Origin of the sequence: Streptacidiphilus cavernicola, assembly GCF_042510955.1 — a bacterium.
GTDB lineage: Bacteria > Actinomycetota > Actinomycetes > Streptomycetales > Streptomycetaceae > Streptacidiphilus > Streptacidiphilus cavernicola.
In genome coordinates this window covers 101,834-123,854 of record NZ_JBHFAB010000017.1, presented here as the reverse complement: position 1 = coordinate 123,854, position 22,021 = coordinate 101,834, and the positions used below count along the sequence as shown (strand labels likewise).

General features: G+C 73.2%; 21 protein-coding genes. 9 read left to right on the top strand and 12 right to left on the bottom strand.

Going from position 1 to position 22,021, the window contains the following annotated elements; genetic code table 11:
* Window positions 1–32: 32 nt before the first annotated feature.
* Together ACEZDE_RS22280 and clpS are read right to left on the bottom strand one after the other, a co-directional pair.
* Entirely contained in the window at window positions 33–611 is a 579-nt protein-coding gene (locus tag ACEZDE_RS22280) for a DUF2017 domain-containing protein (RefSeq protein ID WP_380538537.1), read from the bottom strand.
* A gap of 70 nt (window positions 612–681) precedes the next feature.
* Window positions 682–984, bottom strand: a complete 303-nt coding sequence (gene clpS / locus ACEZDE_RS22275) for an ATP-dependent Clp protease adapter ClpS (RefSeq protein ID WP_380538535.1) — start codon at window positions 982–984, stop codon at window positions 682–684.
* Between the two features lie 142 nt (window positions 985–1,126).
* Here clpS and ACEZDE_RS22270 point away from each other — a divergent pair, with 142 nt between their 5' ends.
* The 3 genes from ACEZDE_RS22270 to ACEZDE_RS22260 all read left to right on the top strand — a co-directional run bounded on the left by ACEZDE_RS22270 (window position 1,127) and on the right by ACEZDE_RS22260 (window position 3,767).
* Window positions 1,127–2,467, top strand: coding sequence for a nicotinate phosphoribosyltransferase (locus ACEZDE_RS22270; RefSeq protein WP_380538533.1), 1,341 nt, complete (start codon window positions 1,127–1,129; stop codon window positions 2,465–2,467).
* A gap of 127 nt (window positions 2,468–2,594) precedes the next feature.
* A complete protein-coding gene (locus ACEZDE_RS22265; protein ID WP_380538531.1) occupies window positions 2,595–3,188 on the top strand; it encodes an isochorismatase family protein in 594 nt (197 codons plus the stop codon).
* Between the two features lie 300 nt (window positions 3,189–3,488).
* The gene (locus ACEZDE_RS22260) at window positions 3,489–3,767 is read left to right on the top strand and encodes a hypothetical protein (RefSeq protein WP_380538529.1); all 279 of its coding nucleotides are present in this window, start codon (window positions 3,489–3,491) and stop codon (window positions 3,765–3,767) included.
* A 75-nt stretch (window positions 3,768–3,842) separates the two neighbouring features.
* On the opposite strand, the gene ACEZDE_RS22255 is transcribed toward ACEZDE_RS22260, so the two are convergent.
* Window positions 3,843–4,520, bottom strand: coding sequence for an RDD family protein (locus tag ACEZDE_RS22255; RefSeq protein WP_380538527.1), 678 nt, complete (start codon window positions 4,518–4,520; stop codon window positions 3,843–3,845).
* A gap of 87 nt (window positions 4,521–4,607) precedes the next feature.
* Window positions 4,608–6,506 (bottom strand): RDD family protein, encoded by a 1,899-nt coding sequence (locus ACEZDE_RS22250; protein WP_380538525.1) that lies wholly within the window; start codon window positions 6,504–6,506, stop codon window positions 4,608–4,610.
* Between the two features lie 269 nt (window positions 6,507–6,775).
* Between ACEZDE_RS22250 and ACEZDE_RS22245 the strand changes: the two genes are divergently transcribed.
* Window positions 6,776–7,219, top strand: a complete 444-nt coding sequence (locus ACEZDE_RS22245) for an SsgA family sporulation/cell division regulator (RefSeq protein ID WP_380538523.1) — start codon at window positions 6,776–6,778, stop codon at window positions 7,217–7,219.
* Here ACEZDE_RS22245 and ACEZDE_RS22240 read toward each other — a convergent pair.
* From ACEZDE_RS22240 to ACEZDE_RS22225, 4 genes are all read right to left on the bottom strand, one after another.
* Entirely contained in the window at window positions 7,136–8,605 is a 1,470-nt protein-coding gene (locus ACEZDE_RS22240; RefSeq protein WP_380538521.1) for a glycosyltransferase 87 family protein, read from the bottom strand. The two genes, ACEZDE_RS22245 and ACEZDE_RS22240, sit on opposite strands and share 84 nt — an antisense overlap.
* A gap of 167 nt (window positions 8,606–8,772) precedes the next feature.
* Window positions 8,773–10,284, bottom strand: coding sequence for a glycoside hydrolase family 18 protein (locus ACEZDE_RS22235; protein ID WP_380538519.1), 1,512 nt, complete (start codon window positions 10,282–10,284; stop codon window positions 8,773–8,775).
* Between the two features lie 271 nt (window positions 10,285–10,555).
* Window positions 10,556–12,001, bottom strand: coding sequence for a sensor histidine kinase (locus ACEZDE_RS22230; protein ID WP_380538517.1), 1,446 nt, complete (start codon window positions 11,999–12,001; stop codon window positions 10,556–10,558).
* Window positions 11,998–12,690, bottom strand: a complete 693-nt coding sequence (locus ACEZDE_RS22225; protein WP_380538515.1) for a response regulator transcription factor — start codon at window positions 12,688–12,690, stop codon at window positions 11,998–12,000. Before ACEZDE_RS22225 ends, ACEZDE_RS22230 begins: the two co-directional genes overlap by 4 nt.
* A 67-nt stretch (window positions 12,691–12,757) precedes the next feature.
* Here ACEZDE_RS22225 and ACEZDE_RS22220 point away from each other — a divergent pair, with 67 nt between their 5' ends.
* Complete coding sequence (locus ACEZDE_RS22220; RefSeq protein ID WP_380538640.1) at window positions 12,758–13,270, top strand: hypothetical protein; 513 nt, start codon at window positions 12,758–12,760, stop codon at window positions 13,268–13,270.
* Between the two features lie 12 nt (window positions 13,271–13,282).
* On the opposite strand, the gene ACEZDE_RS22215 is transcribed toward ACEZDE_RS22220, so the two are convergent.
* The 4 genes from ACEZDE_RS22215 to hppD form a co-directional block, all read right to left on the bottom strand.
* Window positions 13,283–14,512, bottom strand: a complete 1,230-nt coding sequence (locus ACEZDE_RS22215; RefSeq protein WP_380538513.1) for an FG-GAP-like repeat-containing protein — start codon at window positions 14,510–14,512, stop codon at window positions 13,283–13,285.
* Between the two features lie 54 nt (window positions 14,513–14,566).
* Complete coding sequence (locus ACEZDE_RS22210) at window positions 14,567–15,931, bottom strand: FAD-binding oxidoreductase (RefSeq protein WP_380538511.1); 1,365 nt, start codon at window positions 15,929–15,931, stop codon at window positions 14,567–14,569.
* Between the two features lie 28 nt (window positions 15,932–15,959).
* A complete protein-coding gene (locus ACEZDE_RS22205) occupies window positions 15,960–17,357 on the bottom strand; it encodes a M1 family metallopeptidase (RefSeq protein ID WP_380538509.1) in 1,398 nt (465 codons plus the stop codon).
* A gap of 65 nt (window positions 17,358–17,422) precedes the next feature.
* Window positions 17,423–18,529: a 4-hydroxyphenylpyruvate dioxygenase gene (hppD, locus tag ACEZDE_RS22200; RefSeq protein WP_380538507.1), complete on the bottom strand. Its 1,107-nt coding sequence runs from the start codon at window positions 18,527–18,529 to the stop codon at window positions 17,423–17,425.
* A 152-nt stretch (window positions 18,530–18,681) separates the two neighbouring features.
* On the opposite strand from hppD, the gene ACEZDE_RS22195 reads away from it, so the two are divergent.
* Genes ACEZDE_RS22195 through ACEZDE_RS22180 form a run of 4 tightly spaced genes read left to right on the top strand, consistent with a single transcriptional unit; the run spans window position 18,682 to window position 21,944 of the window.
* Window positions 18,682–19,152, top strand: a complete 471-nt coding sequence (locus tag ACEZDE_RS22195; protein WP_380538505.1) for an Lrp/AsnC family transcriptional regulator — start codon at window positions 18,682–18,684, stop codon at window positions 19,150–19,152.
* A 32-nt stretch (window positions 19,153–19,184) separates the two neighbouring features.
* The gene (locus tag ACEZDE_RS22190; RefSeq protein WP_380538503.1) at window positions 19,185–19,832 is read left to right on the top strand and encodes an ABC transporter permease; all 648 of its coding nucleotides are present in this window, start codon (window positions 19,185–19,187) and stop codon (window positions 19,830–19,832) included.
* A gap of 37 nt (window positions 19,833–19,869) precedes the next feature.
* Entirely contained in the window at window positions 19,870–21,108 is a 1,239-nt protein-coding gene (locus tag ACEZDE_RS22185) for a betaine/proline/choline family ABC transporter ATP-binding protein (RefSeq protein WP_380538639.1), read from the top strand.
* On the top strand, window positions 21,105–21,944 hold the full coding sequence (locus tag ACEZDE_RS22180; protein ID WP_380538501.1) for an ABC transporter permease: 840 nt from the start codon (window positions 21,105–21,107) through the stop codon (window positions 21,942–21,944). Before ACEZDE_RS22185 ends, ACEZDE_RS22180 begins: the two co-directional genes overlap by 4 nt.
* Window positions 21,945–22,021 lie beyond the last annotated feature (77 nt).

Genomic DNA, 22,021 nt, shown 5'->3' with positions numbered 1-22,021 from the left:
ATAGTCAGCGGCCCAGCGGCCGAGCGGGCCGGTCAGCGGGTGATCGCCTCGATCAGCGTCTCCTGCAGCCCGCCGAGCCACAGGTAGGCCATCATCAGCGGCTTGCGCGGGTCCTCCTCCGGCAGCCGGTAGAGGCCCTCGGCCTCCTCCGGGTCGTCGCTGACCTCCAACCGGGTGCCGAGGGTCAGCCGCAGGTCGTTCAGTGCGCCCAGCCAGCGCGCGCAGCCGTCCTTGTCGAGCTTCAGCTCGGTCCTGCCCTTGCGGTCGCTGCCCGCGCCGTCGATGCTGCGGACCAGCGCCAGGGCGTCGTCCCGCTTGCGGGTGCGCAGGTCGTTCTCGGTGAAGCGGCGGAACTCGGCCGAGAACTCCGCCGCGTCCTCGCCCTCGCCGTAGGCGTCCGGGAACAGCCGGGCCAGGGCCGGGTCGTCCGGGGCCTTGGTCGGGCCCTCTGCGAACAGCCGGGCCAGCGGGTCCTCGTCCTCGGCCGGCTCGTCCTCGGGGCCGAGGAGTTCCAGCATCTGGACGGCGAGGCTGCGCAGGATGGACGCCTCGACCGGGTCGAGGGTGAGTGCGGCGCCACCGTGGCGGGCGGGTTTGAACAGTCCGGCCATGAGGGGGTCCGTGGCGCCTTTCGACGAGTCAGCAGGAGGCGGGGGCAGGGGAAGCGGGCTTGAGCCTACGTCACTTGTCGTGCTGCAGGGTGGCCCACAGGCCGTAGCCGTGCATGGCCTGGACGTCCCGCTCCATCTCCTCGCGGGTGCCGGCCGAGACCGACGCGCGGCCCTTGTGGTGCACGTCCAGCATCAGCTTCTTGGCCTTGTCCTTGGAGTAGCCGAAGTAGGACTGGAAGACGTACTCGACGTAGCTCATCAGGTTGACCGGGTCGTTGTGGACGATGGTCACCCAGGGGGTGTCCGGGGACGTCTCCTCGAACGGCGACGTCTCCCCCTCGGTGCGCTCGATCTCGACCGGCGCGACGCTCACGGTGTGGCTCCTGTTCGGGGTTCGCCCGCGCGGCTCTGTGCGTGGCCGTCGCGACCCTTCCATGCTGCCATCCGTGTGATGCCGAAGCGATCCGGGGCCGAGAAATCGTCAAAGTGACGAGATAGGCGGTAGCATCATCCTCATGGACGCTGTTCCCACCCCCGCGGACGCCGCCGCCGACGCGGCCTCCACCGCGCTGCTCACCGACCGCTACGAGCTGACCATGCTCCAGGCCGCGCTGCGCAGCGGAGCCGCCCGCCGCCGCTCCGTCTTCGAGGTCTTCACCCGCCGCCTGCCCGAGGGCCGCCGGTACGGCGTGGTGGCCGGCACCGGCCGGGTGCTGGACGCGGTCGAGGCCTTCCGCTTCACCGCGCCGCAGCTCGACTGGCTCTCCGACCAGCAGATCGTCGACGACAGCACGCTGGCCTGGCTGGCCGACTACCGCTTCGGCGGCGACATCCGCGGCTACGGCGAGGGCGAGTGCTACTTCCCCGGATCGCCGGTGATGGTGGTCGAGGGCAGCTTCGCCGAGGCGGTGATCCTGGAGACGGTGATCCTGTCGATCCTCAACTACGACTCGGCGATCGCCGCCGCGGCCTCGCGGATGTCCGCCGCGGCCGGCGGCCGTCCGCTGATCGAGATGGGCGCGCGCCGGGCGCACGAGCAGGCGGCCGTCTCCGCCTCGCGCGCCGCGTACGTGGCCGGCTTCGCCGCCACCTCGGACCTGCAGGCCGGGTTCCGCTACGGCATCCCCACCGCCGGGACCAGCGCGCACGCCTTCACCCTGCTGCACGACAGCGAGCGGGACGCCTTCACCGCGCAGATCGAGTCGATGGGCCGCGGCACCACCCTGCTGATCGACACCTACGACCTGGGCGAGGCCGTCCGCACCGCGATCGAGGTGGCCGGGACCGAGCTGGGCGCGGTCCGGATCGACTCCGGCGACCTGCTGATGCTGGCCCACCGGGTCCGCCGCCAGCTGGACGAGCTGGGCGCGGAGAAGACCCGGATCACCGTCACCAGCGACCTGGACGAGTACGCCATCGCCGCGCTCGGCACCGCCCCGGTGGACGGCTACGGGGTCGGCACCTCGCTGGTCACCGGCAGCGGGCAGCCCACCTGCGCGATGGTCTACAAGCTGGTCGCCCGGAGCACCTCGGACGACCCCGACTCGCCGCTGATCCCGGTGGAGAAACGTTCCGCCGGAGCGAAGTCCAGCCGCGGCGGACGCAAGTGGAGCGCGCGCCGCCTGGACGCCGACGGGGTGGCCGAGGCCGAGGTGGTCGGCACCGGAACGGTCCCGCCCGAGCTGGCCGACCGACAGCTGCAGATCCCGCTGGTCCTGGCCGGACGGACGGTCGGCCGCGAGCCGCTGGCCGACGCCCGCGCCAGGCACCTCCGCTCGCGCGAGCAACTGCCGATGTCCGCCACCCAGTTGTCCAAGGGCGACCCGGTCATCCCGACCGAGTACCCGACCGGCTGACCCGGCCGCCGGGGAACCGGAACCGGACCGGCCGCGCCTTCCCCGCGTCTTCCCCTCGCGGGATCGGACCGCGCTCCCTAGTCTCTATTCCCACAGCCCCGCAGCACAGCCCCCTCCGAGGAGAGTCATGCACCGCGCACTGATCGTCGTCGACGTGCAGAACGACTTCTGCGAGGGCGGCAGCCTGGCCGTGGCCGGCGGGGCGGAGGTCGCCGCGTCGATCACCGACCTGGTCGCCGAGAGCACCCCCGGCTACGCGCACGTGGTGGCGACCAGGGACTGCCACATCGACCCGGGCAGCCACTTCTCGGCCACCCCCGACTACGCCACCAGCTGGCCGGTGCACTGCGTCGCGGGCACCGAGGGCGTCGGCTTCCACCCCAACTTCGCCCCGACCGTCACCTCCGGCGCGATCGAGGCGGTGTTCGACAAGGGCGCCTACTCCGCCGCCTACAGCGGCTTCGAGGGCGCCGACGAGAACGGCGTCTCGCTGGCGGAGTGGCTGCGCGAGCGCGGGGTGACCGAGGTGGACGTGGTCGGCATCGCCACCGACCACTGCGTCCGGGCCACCGCGCTGGACGCCGCCGCGGCCGGGTTCGACACCCGGGTGCTGCTGGACCTCACCGCGGGCGTGGGCAAGGAGTCGACCGAGGCGGCGCTGAAGCAGCTGCACGACGCGGGCGTGGCGCTGGCTGGAACCCCGGTGGTGCTCGGGCGCTGAGACGCTCGACCGGAACTGGTCTGCGCCTGTGCCAACTCGGTTAACAGCCGGGGCTGTTGGGGCAGAGTTCAAGGCAGGGGGCGCGCGGGGCGCAGAAGGCGCGCTTCTGGCATGTGCCAGGGAAACCTTCCCCCCTGCTGATGAGCCCGTGCGCCCCCCGTGCCCCGCCGACCAAGGTTAGGCTGGGGTCACTGGTCCTCGGGCCGGGTACATGGCAGATGCAGCACGGAAGCAACAGGCCCCCTGGGCGGCGTCGATCCCCCGGCTCCGCCAGCCCCCGAAGCCAAGGACGGAACAGCCATGCCACGTCTGACCCCCGCCCAGATCTGCTATGGCACCCTCGCGGTCGTCTGCGCCACGGTAGCCCTGCTCGCCCTGTCCGGCGCCCACGGCCTGCTGGCCATATCGCTGCTGGTGATCCTCGGGCTGACACTGGGCACGATCGCCGCCGCGCTGGCGATCACCGCACCAGCCCGCCGCGACGCTCCCCGCCGGAGCCGGCTGGTCGCCGCCAACCACCCCGCGCAGGGCGCCCCGACCGTCGAGTCGATCCCGGTCCGCGAGCGCGCCCGCCGGTAGGTCCGCCGGCAGCAGTCGACGGCGAGACGCGGAGGGGGCGCGACCCGGTCGGGTCGCGCCCCCTCCGCGTTGCCGTCAGGTGGCCCTGACCACCACGGTCCTGGCCGCCTTGTCGTGCAGGCACTGCCGGTAGGGCCGGTCCCAGGTGCACCACAGGATGTCCACCAGCGAGAACAGTGCGGGCAGGCAGAAGCCGCTGAGGATGGCGGGCACCCAGAACACCCCCGCCCGCATCCAGGAGGCCGCCCCGGTCGGCGCCGAACCGTCGGCCAGCATCGCGACCCGGATCCGCATCACCTTCTTGCCGACGGTCTGGCCGCCCGCGCGGTTCAGCATCAGCGCCTCGTAGACCAGCCCGATCAGACCGGCGAACAGCACTGTCACGGTGACGATGTAGTAGTTGTCGATGTTGCTGCCCAGCACCACGATCGAGGCGATCGCACCGCCGACGACCAGCAGGATCACCCAGTCGATCACCCGGGCCACGAAGCGCTCGCCGAGGCCGCCCAGCGGGGGCATGTCGGCGGCGCCTGGGCCTGCGGCTGTTCCTGCGGCTGTCCCCGCGCCTGCGCCGTAGGGAGGCAGGCCGCCGTACGGGGGTGGCGGGGTGCCGTAGGGGTCCTGGTTCACCGGCGGGGCGGTGGGGTACTGGGGTGGGTTGTCGTACGGCGATCCGCCGCCGCTGCCGCCTGCGGCGGGCTTCTCGAACGAGGGCGGGGTCGGCTCGCCGGGCGGCTCGGGTGTCGTCGTCATGGAGCGAGTAGATCATCTGACTGGGCGTCAGTGGGTGGACCGACGCTCTGTCAGCGGCCGAACGGGTGAGGCGGGGTGAGGATTCGGTCAGCGCTTGGGGGCAGGCGGCAGCGACCGGGCGGAGACGACGAAGGTGCGGCCGATCTTGTCGTGCCAGCACTGGCGCCAGGGGCGGTCCACCATGCACCACATCAGGTCCAGCACGCCCACCGCGAGGAGCAGCAGGAGCTGGTACGACAGCCAGCGGGCCAGCGCGCCGCCAAGGCCCGGCCGCTGCTTGGACCTGCGGTCCAGCACGCGCAGACCGAACGCCGCTTTGCCGAGGGTGCGCCCCCAGAGTGCAGTCGGCAGCGCCTCGTAGAACAGGCCCACCGCGAGCAGGATCAGCACCAGCAGTCCGAGGTCGGTCAGGGTCTGCGGGTCGATCAGCCAGACCCTGGTGCGCTCGGGCAGGAGGGTGGCGGCGTCGATCTTGGCCTGGAGGTGGGTCGCCGCGCGCTGGATCACCGGAGTGCCGAGGACGGCGACGATGCCGCCGACCATCAGCAGGTCGAACACCCGGGCAACGAGCCGCCGCCCGAGCAGCGCGGGCCGCGGGGAGTGGCTTCGCACGACGCGGCGGGGGGCGGGGGTTGCCGTGGGCGTGGAGGCCGCTGCCGCGGGGGTTGCCGTAGGCGTGGAGGTTGCCGCTGCGGGCCGGGGCGTTCGGGCCCGGGTCGGCCCGGACGGGGAGGTGTGGGCGGGGGCCGACGGGGAGGCCTGGGCGGGGGCCGGTACGGCGGAGGCGGGGGCGGGTGAGGCGGGGGCGGGTGAGGTGGGTCCCTGCCGGGGCTCGGCGGGGGCACGGAACGGATCGGCAGGGGCCTGAAACGGGCTGGTAGGGGTGCGGAGCGACTCGGCGGGGGTGCGGAACGGGTCAGCAGGGGTGCGGAGCGACTCGGCGGGGGCCGGGGGCTGGCTCGACGCTGGCGGGCGCTGCTGCCAGGCGGGCTGGCCGGGCTGGTCGAGTTGGTGGGGCTGGGACCGGGGCGGCTGGTGCTCGGTGGGGGGCGACGGCTGGAGTTGGAGCCACTGCTCGACCTGGGCCGGGGCCTGGGCTCGGGACGCGTCAATCCCAGCCGGGGCCTGGGCCCGGGACCGCGCGGCCTGGGCCTGGACCATGGACGGTTCGACCCCGGCCGGGGCTTGGGCCCGGGACGGGTCAACTCCGACCGGGGCTTGGGCCTGGGGCGACTCGACCCCGGCCGGGGTCTGGGCCCGGGACGGGTCAACTCCGGCCGGGGCTTGGGCCTGGGCCTGGGCTCGGGGCGACTCGACCCCGGTCGGGGTCTGGCCTCGGGACGGCGCGGGCTGGACTGGGGGCTGGCCGGTGCGGGGTTTGAGGGCCTGCTGGCTGTCGTCGTAGGCGTCGGGCCTGCCCCAGGAGACCAGGCGTGGGGCGAGTCCCGTTTCCAGCAGGCCCCGCTGCTGCGCCGCGTCCGCGACCCACCGGCTGCCGCTGCCGCCCTCCGGCGGCCCCTCGCCACCGGTCTCCACCGCTGCCGCGGCCAGCAGCGCCGCGCGGTAGCGCTCGACCCGGGGCTCGGGCAGGACACCGGAGCCGCTGTCGGACCCGGCGTCAGATCCGTTGCCGGGCATGGCCTCCCGCGTCATCGAGTCACCCGCGGGCTCGAACCTCGGTTCGGGGAGCGGGCCGGTCTCGTCCAGGAAGATCGGGCCGGTCTGCTCCGGCTCCGCCTCGATCGGCGGCAGCAGCCGCTGCGGCACCGGCGGAGGCACGAACCGCATCGACGGGGCGCCGCCCCGTACCGCGGCGGCCCGCGGCGGCTCCAGCCGCTCGCCCGCGGCAGGCGCCGGGCGGCTCGTCCCGGGGGTCCAGCCCATGCCGTCCCAGTAGCGGACGTAGCCGGGGATCGAGGGGTCGGGGTAGTAGCCGGCCACCGGGGCGCCGGCCCCGGGGTCCGCGGCGGGCGGGACAGCCGTCATCGATTCAAGACCTGCTTCGTCTGCGTGGCCGGGCGGAAAACGTGCACGCCGTGTCGTCGAAACGTCATCGGACGTCGTCGGACAGTGACAAAGCGTAGTACGACAGTCACCCTTCGCGGGCGACTTGCCCCGCAAACTGCCCGAAGTCCCACGGAACTCGTGCGGAAGTGCTGTAAGAGTCCGCCCCCGGCCCGCTCTCTCTTCACACAGCGGCACACACCACCGGCCGGCACACCGCCGCCGGCAGCGGAGCAGGAAGGGCCCGACCCATGAACCCCGAAGACCCCACCCCCGAGGACAGCGGCAATGAGATCCAGCAGGAGCTGCGGGTCAGCCTGATCCTCTCCCCCGAGCACAGCGTCCCGGTCCCGGCCCGGTTCAGCTACCGGGTCGAGGACCCGTACGCCGTGCACATCACCTTCCACCTGGGCCAGGACACCCCGGTGACCTGGGTGTTCGCCCGGGAGCTGCTGGTGGAGGGGGTGTTCAGGGCCTGTGGTCAGGGCGATGTGCGGATCTGGCCGACCCGGGTCGGCGGACGGAACGTCATCTGCCTGGCCCTCAGCTCACCCGCCGGGGACGCCCTGTTGGAGGCCCCGGCCGGCACCGTCGCCGCCTGGCTGGAGCGCTCACTCCGCCGGGTCCCGCCGGGCCGCGAGGACGCCGGCCTGGACGTGGACGGGGAGTTGGCCACGCTCCTGGCCGGACAATGAGGCCCGTTGCAGCGGCCAGCTCCGGGCGCGCTCTGCCCGGCGCCGCCGTCCGCGGTAGCGGCGCAGCCGCTCGGCGGCGAGGCCCAGGAAGGCCAGCCCGACCAGCGGGTAGATCCCCGCGAACGGCTGCAGCGGCAGCGCGATGTGCAGGTTGGTGAGGTCGTGGTGCGGCACCAGCCACATCGCGTACGAGCAGAAGGCGGTGCCGGTCGCCAGGAACACCGCCCGCCAAGGCCGCCGCAGGCCCCACCGCCGCGGGCCCCGTCGCGCGGGGACGCCGGCCGAGCGCGCGCCGGTCCGCTCCCGCGCGGCCTCCGCGGCGAGCAGGAGCAGCAGCGGGACGCACCAGACCCAGTGGTGGGTCCAGCTGATCGGCGAGACCAGCAGGCCGGTCACCGCGACGCACAGCACCGACCAGGCGCGGGCCCGTGGGAACCCGGCCGGGTCCCGGTGCAGGGCGACCGCGACGGCCAGCCCGGCGACCGCGGTCAGGCCGGTGGCCAGCAGCGCGACCGGCCCGGGGGACGGGGTGTGCAGCAGGCGTTCGATCAGCCCGCGCAGCGACTGGTTGTCGACGATGTAGACCTTGCCGACCCGGCTGGTGTCGAACACGTAGTCGGTCCAGAAGGCCCGGGACGCGTCGGGCATCGCCACCGCGCCCAGCAGCATGGTCGCCACGCAGGTGGCCCCCGCCGTGACCGCCGCCCGGCTCCGGCCGCTGAGCAGCAGGTAGACGGCGAACAGACCCGGCGTCAGTTTGATCGCGGTGGCGAGGCCGATGCCGACGCCCTTGCCGCGGCTGCCGTCCGGGCGGTTGAGGTCGTAGAGCACCAGGCAGTCCAGCAGCAGGTTGATCTGGCCGTAGCGCAGCGTGGTGAACACCGGTTCGAGCCAGACGCCGAGGCCGACCGCCAGCAGCACCAGGGCCGGGCGCAGCCCCCGCCGCGGCCAGCCGACCAGCTCGGCCCCGAGCGCGGCCAGCCCGCCGAGCAGCAGCAGGTTGCCGCTGGACACCAGCACCCGCAGCGGCCCGACCGGCAGCAGCGCGGTCGGGGTGAACAGCATCGCGGCGAACGGCGGGTAGGTGGCGGTGAGGTGCCACTGGGTCACCGTGATGCCGTAGAGGTCGCCGTGGTGGGCGACCGCGGCGCCCTCGGCCCGGTAGACCACCATGTCCACCATCGACACCCCGACCAGGTGCCGGACCAGCCCGTACAGCAGCAGAGAGCCGACGCACACGGCCAGCGCCAGCAGGGTGGGCCGGCGCGGGGCCTCCCGCAGCAGCAGCCGCAGGTCGGCGACCGCGGCGGCGGGGCCGGTCCGCGGACCGGTTCCGCGGGCGGTCGTGCCCGCGGCGTCCTCGGCGTCCCATCCGAGACTTGTCACGCAGCGCTCCTCCAGCTGACCGGTGGGTGACCGGCTCACCAGACTTGCACGGAAGGACCCCGGAACCGCGCCGACTCCCGGGGCGGCAAAAGCCGGGCAGACCCCGGCAACCAGCCGGGGTCTGCCCGTCACGGCCCGATCGGGCCGTCAGAAACAGTGCGTCGGATTCACCCGTTGTAGGTACCGAACGCCTTGGCGAAGTCGTACGTGGACTGGGCGATGCTGCTGCAGCTGGCGTCGGCCCAGGCCTGCGCGCCGCCCGCGCACTGCTTGTCCCGGGTCGCGGACCACATCGACAGCCAGGCCAGGTGCTTGGTTCCGGCGAAGGTCGCCAGCTGCTTGGCGTCGGCGACGGTGAAGACCTCGCTGGCGGTGTCGTTGACGCCGATCATCGGGGTGACCGCCACGTGCTTCCAGGCGTCCGCGTCCGAGTAGCCGAAGATGCTCTTGACCTGGGCCTGGGTGGCGGTGGCCGCGTCGATCGCGTAGGTGCCCATCCGGCCGCTGGGGCTGGGGGCGGCGCCGTCACCGTAGTCCATCGCCATGATGTTGACCGCGGCCACCGAGACGCCGTTGGACTTGGCGTTCTGCAGCAGGTCGGTGCCGGACTGGACCAGGCCGGAGGGCAGCACCGGGAGGGTGAAGGAGACCTCCAGGGTCTTCCCCTTGGCCTTGGCCGCGGACTGGAGCTGGGCTATCGCCTGGTCGCGGCGGGTGATCCCGGCGGTGTCGGTGGTCGCGCCGCCCTCGATGTCGAAGTCCACCTTGGTCAGCCCGTAGGCGTCGATGACCTTCTGGTAGGCCGCGGCCAGCGAGCTGACGGAGGTGCAGGACTCCGCCAGCTCGGTCCCGTTGGCACCGCCGAAGGACACCCGGACGTCGCCGCCGGCCGCGCGCAGCGCCGCGATCTGGCCGGGGACGCCGGTGCTGTCCAGCGGGCTGACGCCGCCCCACTCCGGGGTGCAGGCCGCGCCCGCGGTGATGAAGGCGAGGTTGTAGTTCTTGGCGCCGCCGGCCTTGGCCGCGGCCAGGGTGTCGAACGCGGGGTAGAGGGAGGTGTCCACGTACGGGGAGAAGCCGCCGGTCGCGGTGCTGCCGCTGCTCGGGGCGCTGCTGCCGGCGGTGGGGGTCGGCGTGGTCGACTTGGTCGGGGACGCGGTCGGCGCGGCCGACGTGGTGGGCGCGGCGGAGGCGGAGCCGGTCGGCTGCCCGCTGGGCGTCGGGGCGGCGCCGGTGGAGCAGTCGGCGCCGTTGACGGTGCAGCCGGTGGGCGCGCCCGAGCCGGAGACCACGAAGCCGACCACCGCGTGCTGACCGGCCGTCAGGGTGCTGTCCCAGTTCGCCGGGGTGACCGTGATGTGGCCGCCGCTGGCGGTGTAGGTGGCGTTCCAGAGCGAGCTGATGGTCGCCCCGGCCGGGAGGTCGAAGGCCAGCTTCCAGCCGCTGACGGTGGAGCCGCCGGCGTTGCTGACGTCGTACTGCCCGCTGTAGCCGTTGCCCCAGTCGCTGGTGGTGGAGTACACCGCGCCGACCGTGGCCGCGCTGGCGCTCGCCGCGAGGGCCACCACCGTGCCGCCGACCAGGGCCGCGGCGACCGCCGAGGCCCCGATCACCGTTCCGCGGCGGGAGCGTCGGCGACGGGTTCCGCCGTTGGCACGGGCGCGGGAATGGGACGTCATCAGGGTTACCTCCGGTGCGGACTGCCGAGCATGGGGGCCGGGTCGCGTGGGGGAGGGCACGGAGGGGACGCCCTCCTGACGAAGAGTCACTCCCCGGCCCGTCGACCCGGCCGCCGCCGACGCTACCGGCCGGTCACCGCCGTGGAAGGCCTGCTCAGACAGAGGTAGAACCCCCTTAGGCCGCCGTTAAGGAACCCGCGGAACGCGTTGCTCCGGTCCGGGCCCGGCTTGCGGCTGGTCCGGGCTCCGGCCCGCACCCCGCTCCTGGCGGTTAGCGGACCACCCTGACCCGCATCCGGGCGCCGCGGCGGCGGGTGCGGGACTCCTGCTCCGGGGGGCGGGCCGGGACGGCGGCCCTGAGCATGATCCGGACCTCGGTGCCGCCCAGCATCGAGCGGCCGATGGTGACGCCGCCGCCGGTGGACTCGGCGACCCGGCGGGCGATGTCCAGGCCGAGGCCGGTGGAGCCGGGGCCGCCGTGGCCGTGGCCCCGGCGCAGCGCGGAGTCCGCGTCGGGGATGCCAGGCCCGGCGTCGGAGACCAGGATGTAGAGCGCGTCGCGCTCCCGGTGCACGTCCACCGCGAAGGCGGTGCCCTCCGGGGTGTGCCGGAAGACGTTGCCGAGCAGCGAGTCCAACGCGGCGCCCAGTTCGGCCGCCGGGACGGTGACCGGGGCGGGCTCCTCGGCCCCGGCGAGCCGCCAGTCGCGCCGTTCGTCCTCGGCCAGCGGGGACCAGAAGTCGACCCGCTCCCGGATCACCTCGGCGGCGTCGCAGGACAGCGGTTCCGGCACCGCGTCGCCGTCGGGCCCGGGGCTCTGGCCGGGGCCGATGCCGCCGCCGGGACCGGCCAGCGAGCGGCTGCGGTCGCGGGCGGTGCGGATGATCCGGTCGACCTCGCGTTCCAGCTGGTCCACCGCGTGCCGGGTCTGGTCGGCGGCGACGCCGGTGCCCAGCGAGGCCGCGTTGAGCCGCAGCACGGTGAGCGGGGTGCGCAGCCGGTGCGACAGGTCGGCGGCGAGTTCCCGCTCGGCGGTGACCAGCTGGGTCACCCGGTCGGCCATGGCGTTGAACGCGGCGGCGGCCTCGCGCAGCTCCGGCGGCGAGTCGTCGGCCTGCGGGACCCGCACCGCGAGGTCGCCCGCGCCGAGGGCGCGGGCCCCCGCGGCCAGGCGGCGGGCCGAGCCGACGATCCGGGTGCCGAGCCGGTCGGCGACCAGCACCGAGATCAGCACCAGCGCCAGCGCCACCCCGGTCAGCACCAGCCAGGCCGTGCGCACCCCCTGGCTCAGCGCCGAGTCCGGGACGAACACCTCGACCACGGCGATCCCGCCGCTGCCGACCGCGACCGGCGAGAGGTAGGCGTAGCCGCCGGGGACGGTGGCGCTGGCCGCGCCGCCCTTCAGCTCGACCGTGCGGACCTCGGTGTCGGTGGCCCGGGAGGGGCCGATGGTGGTCAGGAACGGGCCGCCGTTGATCGGCACGTGCACTGCGATCCGACCCTGCGACCAGGCCTGGGTGCTGGCCAGGGCGCGTTGCAGCGAGTCCTGGTTGGTGGTGATGGCGAGCGCCGGGCCGAGTCCGCCGGCCTGCCGCTCGGCGGCGGTGAAGGCGCGGTCGCGGGCGGTCTCCCGGACCATCAGGCCGAGCGGGATCAGGAAGGCGAGCGCGACCATGGTGGTGACCGCGACCGAGACCTTCACCAGGGCCCATCTCACAGCGCGGGCTCCACCGGCGGGTCCAGCCGGACACCCACCCCGCGCACGGTGTGCAGGTAGCGCGGCTTGGAGGCGGTCTCGCCGAGCTTGCGGCGCAGCCAGGACAGGTGCACGTCGATGGTCTGGTCGGTGCCGTAGGGCTGCCGCCAGACCTCGGCCAGCAGCTCCCGCCGGGAGACCACCACGCCGGGCCGCGCGGCCAGGAACGCCAGCAGGTCGAACTCGCGCCGGGTGAGGTCCAGCTCGGTGCCGTCCAGGACCACCTGGCGGCGCTGCAGGTCGATCCTGATCCCGCCGACCTGGAGGTGCTGCCCGGTGCCGGGCGCGGCGGCGGAGCGGCGCAGCACGGCCGCCATCCGGGCGCTGAGGTGCTCCCCGGAGAAGGGCTTGACCAGGTAGTCGTCGGCTCCGGCGTTGAGCAGCCTGATGATCTCGGCCTCGTCGTCCCGGGCGGTGGAGATGATCACCGGGACGTCTGTCAGGCCGCGGATCATCTTCAGCGCCTCGCCGCCGTCCAGGTCCGGCAGTCCCAGGTCGAGGATCACCACGTCACAGCCGACCTGCGCGACCTCGCGCAGCGCTTCGAACGCGGTGCCGACGCTGCGGACCGCGTGCCCCGCCCCGGAGAGGTGCCGGATGAGAGCGGACCGGACGAACGGGTCGTCCTCGACCACCAGGACTGTTGCCATGAACCTGAAGGTAACCCATTCGGATGATCTTCTGGGAGGGGCTGTCGTACATACTGTTCCCGTGCGCATGGGTCTGGTCCGGGCAGGGGCGTGGGCAGCGGCGACCGCGGCAGCGGTCTCGGTGTCCTGGTTCGGCGTGCACAGCGTCCTGGCGGACGACTCGGCCGGTCAGCCGCAGACCCTGGTGGTCGCGGTGACCGTGCCCGCCACGGTGCCCCCGCCCCCGCCGCCGACCTCCATCGGCACTCCGGCGCAGACGCCCTCGGCCTCGCCCACCCCTGACGCCGGGCCGACCGCCGCCCGCACCGCGCATGCGCAGCCGTCGGGCCCGGCCGCCCCCGCCGCGCCGCCCGCCTCGCCGTCCGAGGCGGTGCAGAGCTTCACCCGGCCCGGCGGGCTGATCGTGGTGGCGATGGGCGCGACCTCGGCCCACCTGGTCACCGCCACCCCCGACCCGGGCTGGTCGGTCCACACCTGGTCCCAGCCGACCTGGCTGCGGGTCGACTTCGAGAAGGACGACGGCACCGACTCGGTCTTCTACGTCACCTGGAACGGCCACCCGCCGACGGTCCAGACCTGAGCCGACGGCCGGTCAGAAGTACAGCTCGCGCGGGTCGATCGCCATGTACTGGTTCCAGGCCGTCCTGCTGTGGGTCAGCGTGCCCTTGCCGGTCCCGGAGAACAGGCTGAGGACCGGGGCGGTCACCGAGTAGAGGTCGTTGCGGCCGTCCCCGTCCACGTCGCCGACCGCGAAGAACCGGGCGGACTGGGGCACCCCGCTGATGATCAGGTGCCGTGCGCCGAGCACGCCGGTGGCGGTGCCCGGGTACAGCCACAGGTTGCCCTTGCTGTCCCTGGCGGCCAGGTCCGGCCTGCCGTCGCCGTTCAGGTCGCCGGCGCCGACCAGCGAGGTCATCCCGTTCCAGCCGGTGCCCAGCGCGTGACGGGAGCTCAGGGTGCCCTGCGCGTTGCCGGGGTAGATCCAGAGGTTGCCCTTGGCGTCCCTGGCCACCAGGTCGTTGCGGCCGTCCCCGGTCAGGTCGCCGATGCCGACCAGCGCGGTCATCCCGTTCCACTGCACCCCCAGCGGGTGACGGGAGCTCAGGGTGCCCTGGGCGTTGCCGGGGTAGAGCCACAGGTTGCCCTTGGCGTCCCGGGCGATGACGTCCTCGCGGCCGTCGCCGTTGAAGTCGCCGTGCCGGACCAGCGCGGTCATGCCGTTCCAGCCGGTGCCCAGGTTCTTCACCGAGCCGTCGACGTCGAGCCGCCACAGGTTCCCCTCGACCGAGCGCATCAGCAGTTCGCTCTGGCCGTCGCCCAGGAAGGAGCCGAAGCTGTGCGGGGTGGGGGTCGAGGACACCTGCGGCGAGTACCAGTCGATGTACTGCTGGCCGGTGTCGGCCTCGTGCCCGGTCGGCGCGAGCCGCACCGACCCGACGTGACCGGTCATCCCGGTGACGACCGAGGTGTCGCCCCAGGCGAACTCGTCCGCTCCCTCGGCCGGCGGATTGCTGTCCGACCCGTACTTACTGCCCGCCGGGGCCGAGTACCCGGTCCCGGGGAAGATGGTGGCGTACGAGGTGGTCCGGTTGGCCCAGGACCTGGCCTTGGTGCCGGCCGTGCCGAAGTCGCTCTGGCTGCTGTGGTAGATCGACACCGTCCCGGTGCCGCCGGCACCGGAGAAGAGGCAGAAGTCGCCGTTGGGGCAACGGCTCCCGGTCACGCTGGAGGCCGAGGCGGTAGTGGCCCCGGTCAGCGTCCCGGCGAGGACGCCGAGCAGCGCCGTCCCCGCCGCCAGGATTCGGGCAGTCCTCTTCAGCACGGTGTCCCCCACTCTCCCCACCGCACATCCGTGCGAGTGTCGGTGAGCAAACTACTACAGCACCTTGCCCGGGTTGAGCAGGCCCATCGGGTCGAACGCGGCCTTGACCCGGCGCTGCAGCTCCAGGCCGACCGGGCCCAACTCCTCGGCCAGCCAGTCGCGCTTGAGCAGGCCGACGCCGTGCTCCCCGGTGATGGTGCCGCCCAGGGCCAGGCCCAGGGCCATGATCGCGTCGAAGGACTCCCGGGCGCGGGCCGACTCCTCCGGGTCGTCGGCGTCGAAGACCACCACCGGGTGGGTGTTGCCGTCCCCGGCGTGGGCGACCACGCCGATGGTGAGGTCGAAGCGCTCGGCGATCTCGGCGGTGCCGTTGATCATCGCGGCCAGCGCGGTCCGCGGGACGGCGACGTCGTCGACCATGGTGGTGCCCAGCCGGTCCATCGCGGTCAGCGACAGCCGCCGGGCCTGCAGCAGCAGTTCGGACTCGGCGCTGTCGGCGGCCGGGACCACCTCGGTGGCCCCGGCGGCGGTGCACAGCTCCCCCGCTGCGGCCAGGTCGGCGACCGGGTCCAGGCTGTCGAAGGCGATCAGCAGCAGCGCCGCGGTGGAGTCCGGCAGGCCCATCTGCGCCATCGCGTTGACGGCCCGGACCGAGACCGTGTCCATCAGCTCCATCAGCGAGGGGGTGAACCCGGCCTCCATCACCGCGCAGACCGCCGCGCAGGCCGCGTCGGTGCTGGGGAACTCCGCGGCCAGGGCCAGTTGCGGCGGCGGGGTGGGCCGCAGCGCCAGGGTCGCACCGACCACCACACCCAGGGTGCCCTCGGAGCCGACCAGCAGCCGGGTCAGGTCGTAGCCGGCCACCCCCTTGGCGGTGCGCCGCCCGGTCCGCAGCAGCTGGCCGTCCGCCAGCACCACGTCGAGGCCGAGCACGTACTCGCTGGTGGTGCCGTACTTGACGCAGCAGAGCCCGCCGGAGGCGGTGCCGATGTTGCCGCCGATGGTGCAGCTCTCCCAGCTGGACGGGTCCGGCGGGTAGCAGAGGCCGTGCTCCCCGGCCGCGCGCGACAGCGCGGCGTTGACCACGCCCGGCTCGACCACGGCGGTCCGGTTCACCGGGTCGATCTCCAGGATCCGGTTCATCCGCACCAGCGACAGCAGGATGCACCCGTCCACGGCGTTGGCCGCCCCGGACAGGCCGGTCCGCGCGCCCTGCGGCACCACCGGCACCCGCAGCGCGGTGGCGCAGCGCAGCACGTGCCGCACCTGCTCGACCGTGTCCGGGAAGACCAGTACCGCCGGGGCCCCGCTGGCGCAGAACCCGGCCATGTCCTGCCGATAGGCGGCCGTGACGTCGGGATCGGTGACGACGGCCGCCTCGGGCAGCCCTTCCCTCAGCAGGTCGGCCAGGTCGCTCATGGCGGTACGCACCTCTCGAACACGTGGGCTACGGCTGTGCGGGCTTGCCCTGGCCATACAGCCATGTCGCGAACAGCGCGTCCAGTGCTTTGGCGCTGCCGGGCGCCAGTTTCCGGCTGAGCGCGACGAACTGGGCGGTGTCGCCGTGACCGTAGCGGTGATCGGTGGCCCAGGTCCGCAGGACGGAGAAGAAGACCGGGTCGCCGACCGTCTCGCGGAGCTTCTCCAGCACCATCGCGCCGCGCTCGTAGCCCGGGGTGCCGAACAGCCGCGCCGCGCCGCCCGGGTCGGCGGCGGGGTGGGACCAGAGGTCGGCGGACGCCGGGAGGGCGTAGGCGGCGGCGAACCGCGCGGCGGTGGTGGGGCCGCCGTGCTGGGCGTCCCAGAGCCACTCGGCGTAGGTGGCGAAGCCCTCGTTCAGCCAGATGTCCTTCCAACTGGTCAGGCTGACCGAGTCGCCGAACCACTGGTGCGCGGTCTCGTGGACCAGGGTGTCGATGTCCGGCGCCCGGTCGTAGATCGGCCGGGACTCGGTCTCCAGCGCGAAGCCGACCGAGGGGGCGTGCTCGACGATCGCCCCGGCCGAGTCGAACGGGTAGCGGCCGAACATCCGGCTCTCCCAGGTGACCACCTCGGGCAGCTGGGCCAGCACCGGCGCGGCAGCCGCCGCCTCGCGCGGGTCCACGGCGTTGTAGACCGGCAGCCCGGAGGCGGTCCAGTCCTGGCTGACCTGGAATTTCCCGACGCTCGCGGTGACCAGGGCAGCCGCGGTCGGGCGGCTCTCGCGCCAGGCGAAGACCGTGCTGCTGCCCTCGTCCCGCTGGCTGACCAGGCGTCCGTTGCAGACCGCGGTCCAGCCGTGCGGGACCGCGACGGCGATGTCGTAGGCCGACTTGTCCAGCGGGTGGCCGTTGGCCGGGAACCAGGTCATCGCGCCCTGCGGCTCCCCGGCGACGAAGGACGAGCCGTCCGGCTGGGTGATCCAGCCGTCGGCGGAGCCGTCCGGGTCGGTGACCGGCGCGGGCTTGCCGGCGTAGGTCACCGTGGTCCGGAAGCTGCTCCCGCTGTCGATCGCCGCCGCCGGGGTGACCAGCAGCTTCACCCCGCTCTGGGTGAAGTGCGCCGCGCTGCCGTCCACCACCACCGCACTGACGGTCAGTCCGGACAGGTCCAGGTCGAAGGCGCTGAGGTCCTGGGTCGCGGTCGAGGTCAGCACCGCGGTCCCGGCCAGCTTCCCGGTCGCGGGCGTGTAGCCGAGGCTGAGCCCGTAGTGGACGACGTGGTAGCCGCCGTCCCCCGACTGCGGGAAGTACGGGTCCCCGGCGCCGGCCGCGCCGGGCGTGGCGCCGCCCCCCTGGGAGGCGCCTGCCAGGAGGGCGACGAGCACGGGAACCGCCGCGAGGGCGAGAAGGCGACGAGTGATCATTTCCTCAGGCTAGATCTGACATGCCGTCATCGCATCCGCTGCGCGCGGCGGCGGGTGCCGTCCGGTCAGAGGTTGCCGCGGCGCTCCTGCTCCCGCTCGATGGCCTCGAACAGGGCCTTGAAGTTGCCCTTGCCGAAGCCCATCGAGCCGTGACGCTCGATCAGTTCGAAGAACACCGTGGGCCGGTCCTGGACCGGCTTGGTGAAGATCTGCAGCAGGTAGCCGTCCTCGTCCCGGTCGGCCAGGATCTTCAGCTCGCGCAGCTCGTCCAGCGGGACCCGGGTCTCGCCGACCCACTCGCCCAGGGTGTCGTAGTAGGAGTCCGGGGTGTCCAGGAACTCCACCCCGGCCGCCCGCATCGCCCGGACCGTGGCGGCGATGTCGTTGGTGGCCAGCGCCAGGTGCTGGACCCCGGGGCCGCCGTAGAACTCCAGGTACTCGTCGATCTGCGACTTCTTCTTCGCCGCGGCCGGCTCGTTCAGCGGGAACTTGACCTTGCGGCTGCCGTCCGCGACGACCTTGGACATCAGCGCCGAGTACTCGGTGGCGATGTCGTCGCCGACGAACTCCTTCATGTTGGTGAAGCCCATGACCTGGTTGTAGAAGGACACCCAGGTGTCCATCTTGCCCAGCTCGACGTTGCCGACGCAGTGGTCCACCGCCTGGAAGAAGCGCCGGGCCGGCGGCTCCACCAGCGGCGTCCTGGCCGCGTAGCCGGGCAGGTAGGGGCCGTCGTAGCCGCTGCGGTCGACCAGGGTGTGCCGGGTCTCGCCGTAGGTGGCGATGGCCGCCAGCACCACCGTGCCGTGCTCGTCCTTCAGCTCGTACGGCTCGACCAGGCCGGTCGCGCCGTGCTCCACCGCGTAGGCGTAGCCGGCGTGCACGTCCGGGACCTCGATGGCCAGGTCGACCACGCCGTCGCCGTGCGCGGCGACGTGCTGGGCCAGGAAGACGCCGTGCTCGGTGGCGGCCTTGACCACCGAGCTGAACACGAACCGGGCGCCGCCGGACTCCAGCACGTAGGAGGCGGTCTCCCGCTCGCCGGTCTCCGGGCCCGAGTAGGCGACCAGGCGCATCCCGAACGCGGTGGAGTAGTAGTGCGCGGCCTGCTTGGCGTTGCCGACGGCGAAGACGATCGCGTCCATGCCCTTGACCGGGAACAGGTCACCCATGACGGCCTCCGAGAGCGAAGTAGTGGTGGTGCGGGTACCGTCGCGCCGATCCGGCGGCTGCGCAACTGTGCCGCGAATCGCTGCACATGCTGTACAGCAGGACCAGTCAGCGGCGATGATGACTGGACAATCTGTACACCCTCGGAGGCCCCGTGTCCGGCATCGACCCGCTCGACTCGTCCCTGCTGGTGCTGCTGGCCGAGGACCCGCGCCCCGGGGTGCTGGAGTGCTCGCGCCGGCTCGGCGTCGCCCGCGGGACGGTGCAGGCCCGACTCGACCGGCTGCGGGCCAACGGGGTGATCCGCGGCTTCGCCCCGCAGCTCGATCCGGCCGGGCTCGGCTACCCGGTGACGGCCTTCGCCACCCTGGAGATCTCCCAGGGCCAGGGCAGCGACGTACGGGCCCACCTGGCCTCCGTCCCCGAGGTGCTGGAGCTGCACACCATCACCGGGCAGGGCGACATGCTCTGCCGGATCGTGGCCCGCTCCAACGCCGACCTCCAGCGGGTGATCGACCGGGTTGTGGGTTTTGATGGGATTGTGCGGGCTTCCACCGCCATCGCCCTGGAGAACCCGGTCCCGTTCCGGGTCCTCCCCCTGGTACGGCAGGCCGCCGGGGACTGAACCACCCGACGACCAGGGAGTGCTGACCACCGGTGAGTTTCTGGGACTACGTCAGCAGCCGCCAGCAGCAGCTGCTGAGCGACACCTACCAGCACGCCAGCGCGGTGTTCCAGTGCATGGTGGTGGCGGTGCTGCTGGGCGTCGCCATCGGCGCGCTGACCTACCGCAGCGACCGGGCCGGACGGCTGGCCACCCTCGCCACCGGCACCGTGCTGACCATCCCCTCGTACGCGCTGCTCGGGCTGCTGATCCCGGTGCTCGGCCTCGGCGTCCCGCCCACCGTCACCGCGCTGGTGCTGTACGCGCTGCTGCCGATCGTGCGGAACTCCATCGTCGGGCTGCGCGGGGTGGACCCGGCCCTGGTGGACGCCGCCCGCGGGATCGGGATGACCGGGATCGCCCGGCTGGCGAAGGTGGAGCTGCCGATCGCCTGGCCGACCATCCTGGCCGGGGTCCGGGTCTCCACCCAGATGAGCATGGGCATCCTGGCCATCGCCGCCTACGCCTCCGGGCCCGGCCTCGGCAACGAGATCTTCTCCGGCATCGCCAGCCTCGGCAGCGCCAACGCGCTCAACGAGGTGCTCGCCGGAACGCTCGGCATCGTGGTGCTCGCCCTCCTGTTCGACGCCGCCCTGGTCCTGCTGGGGCGCCTGACCGTATCGGCGGGTATCCGTGCCTGACTCAGCCAACCCGTCCACCGCCTTCCAGCCGCCGCCGATCACCAACAGCGCCCCGGTCACCGGCGCCACCATCGAGCTGGAGAACCTGACCAAGCGCTACCCGGGCAACCCCGCGCCCTCGGTGGACGCGGTCAGCATGGAGATCGCCGCCGGGGAGACGGTGATCCTGGTCGGCCCGTCCGGCTGCGGCAAGAGCACCACCCTGCGGATGATCAACCGGCTGATCGAGCCCAGCTCGGGCCGGATCCGGATCGACGGCGAGGACGTCACCGACATCGACCCGGTCCGGCTGCGCCGCCGGATCGGCTACGCGATCCAGTCCTCCGGCCTGTTCCCGCACCTCACCGTCGCCGAGAACATCGCCCAGGTGCCGCGGATGCTCGGCTGGGGCAAGCAGCGGATCAGGGAGCGGGTCGAGGAGATGCTCGACCTGGTCGGCCTGGACGCCCGCGAGTTCCACGACCGCTACCCGCGGCTGCTCTCCGGCGGCCAGCAGCAGCGCGTCGGCGTGGCCCGCGCGCTGGCCGCCGACCCGCCGGTGCTGCTGATGGACGAGCCGTTCGGCGCGGTCGACCCGATCACCAGGGACCACCTCCAGGACGAGCTGATCCGGCTGCAGCACGAACTGCACAAGACCATCGTCTTCGTCACCCACGACTTCGACGAGGCGATCAAGCTCGGCGACCGGATCGCGGTGCTGCGCGAGCAGTCCCACATCGCCCAGTTCGACACCCCCGAGGCGATCCTCACCAACCCGGCCGACGACTTCGTCTCCGGCTTCGTCGGCGCGGGCGCGGCGCTCAAACGGCTCAACCTGACCCGGGTCCGCGACGTCGGCACCGCCGACTTCCCCTCGGTGACCGTGGACGAGCCGCTGCAGGACCTGTTCGACCGGTTCCGCAGCGGCGGGGCCAACGAGATCCTGCTGCTGGACCGGCGCGGACGCCCGTACAAGTGGCTGCGCCGCGGCGACCTGATGCGTGCCCGCGGCTCACTGGCCCGCGCCGGGGCGCTGGTGAACCACACCGTCAGCCGCGACGCCACCCTGCGCGACGCGCTGGAGGCGGTGCTCACCGACAGCGGCGGCCGGGTCGCGGTCACCGGCCGGCGCGGCGAGTACGTCGGCGTGGTCGACATGGAGACCCTGCTCAACTCGGTGCACGAGCTGCTGGAGGCGGACCGGCTGACCGCCCTGGAGCACCGCGAGGAGCAGCACTCCCGGGTCGACGAGGAGTTGGAAGGCTATGCCGGCGGCGGCGGAGGCGAGCACCAGTGAGCACCAGCACCGAGGCGCCCGCGCCGGTCCCCCCGTCCTCCCCCTCGTCCGGGCTCGAACCCGGGCCCGCTCCGGCCACCGGCCGGCGCCGCTGGACCAGCCGGATCACCCTGCGGAAGCTGCTGGTCACCCCGCTGGTGCTGGCGGCGCTGCTGCTCGGCACCTACCTCTGGATCACCCACGCCGACCTGGACTCGATCGAGCGCACCTCGCTGGACGGCGGCCAGGTCCGGCTCTATGTCTGGCAGCAGGTGGTGCTGACGGCGGAGTCCACCTTCTTCGTCCTGGTGATCGCGCTGCCCGCGGGCATCCTGCTGACCCGGCGGTTCGCCCGCCGCGGCGTGCCGTTCGCGGTCGCGCTGGCCAACCTCGGCCAGGCCACCCCGGCGATCGGGCTGCTGGCGCTGCTCACCATCTGGCTGGGCATCGGCGCCCGCACCGCGCTGATCGGCATGGTCGCCTACGCGGTGCTGCCGGTGCTCAGCAATACCATGGCGGGGCTGCGCGCCATCGATCCCACCCTGCTGGACGCGGCCCGGGGCATCGGCATGTCCCCGCTGGGGGTGCTGCGCCGGGTCGAACTGCCGCTGGCGGTGCCGCTGATCCTGGCCGGGGTGCGCACCGCGCTGATCCTCAATGTCGGCACCGGCACCCTGGCCGCGTTCGCCGGGGGCGGCGGGCTGGGCAACCTGATCACCGCGGGGATCACCACCCAGCGCACCCGGGTGCTGATCGTCGGCGCGATCCTGACGGTGTGTCTGGCGCTGCTGGTGGACTGGCTGGCGTCCCTGGCCGAGCTGGAGCTGAGCCCGCGCGGACTGGAGGTCCGGCAGTGACCGCGGTCGGCACGGGCGGCGGCACAGGACGCGCGGCTGACGGCACGGGAGGCGGCACGGTGGTGACGCCCGTGCTC

Excerpts from the sequence above, each read along its gene's own strand:
- hppD (WP_380538507.1), bottom strand. The coding sequence starts at position 18,529 with ATGGGTGACCTGTTCCCGGTCAAGGGCATGGACGCGATCGTCTTCGCC.
- ACEZDE_RS22235 (WP_380538519.1), bottom strand. The coding sequence starts at position 10,284 with ATGACGTCCCATTCCCGCGCCCGTGCCAACGGCGGAACCCGTCGCCGA.
- ACEZDE_RS22265 (WP_380538531.1), top strand. The coding sequence starts at position 2,595 with ATGCACCGCGCACTGATCGTCGTCGACGTGCAGAACGACTTCTGCGAG.
- ACEZDE_RS22205 (WP_380538509.1), bottom strand. The coding sequence starts at position 17,357 with ATGATCACTCGTCGCCTTCTCGCCCTCGCGGCGGTTCCCGTGCTCGTC.
- ACEZDE_RS22260 (WP_380538529.1), top strand. The coding sequence starts at position 3,489 with ATGCCACGTCTGACCCCCGCCCAGATCTGCTATGGCACCCTCGCGGTC.
- ACEZDE_RS22270 (WP_380538533.1), top strand. The coding sequence starts at position 1,127 with ATGGACGCTGTTCCCACCCCCGCGGACGCCGCCGCCGACGCGGCCTCC.
- ACEZDE_RS22245 (WP_380538523.1), top strand. The coding sequence starts at position 6,776 with ATGAACCCCGAAGACCCCACCCCCGAGGACAGCGGCAATGAGATCCAG.
- ACEZDE_RS22210 (WP_380538511.1), bottom strand. The coding sequence starts at position 15,931 with ATGAGCGACCTGGCCGACCTGCTGAGGGAAGGGCTGCCCGAGGCGGCC.
- ACEZDE_RS22250 (WP_380538525.1), bottom strand. The coding sequence starts at position 6,506 with ATGACGGCTGTCCCGCCCGCCGCGGACCCCGGGGCCGGCGCCCCGGTG.
- ACEZDE_RS22255 (WP_380538527.1), bottom strand. The coding sequence starts at position 4,520 with ATGACGACGACACCCGAGCCGCCCGGCGAGCCGACCCCGCCCTCGTTC.
- ACEZDE_RS22280 (WP_380538537.1), bottom strand. The coding sequence starts at position 611 with ATGGCCGGACTGTTCAAACCCGCCCGCCACGGTGGCGCCGCACTCACC.
- ACEZDE_RS22220 (WP_380538640.1), top strand. The coding sequence starts at position 12,758 with ATGGGTCTGGTCCGGGCAGGGGCGTGGGCAGCGGCGACCGCGGCAGCG.
- ACEZDE_RS22225 (WP_380538515.1), bottom strand. The coding sequence starts at position 12,690 with ATGGCAACAGTCCTGGTGGTCGAGGACGACCCGTTCGTCCGGTCCGCT.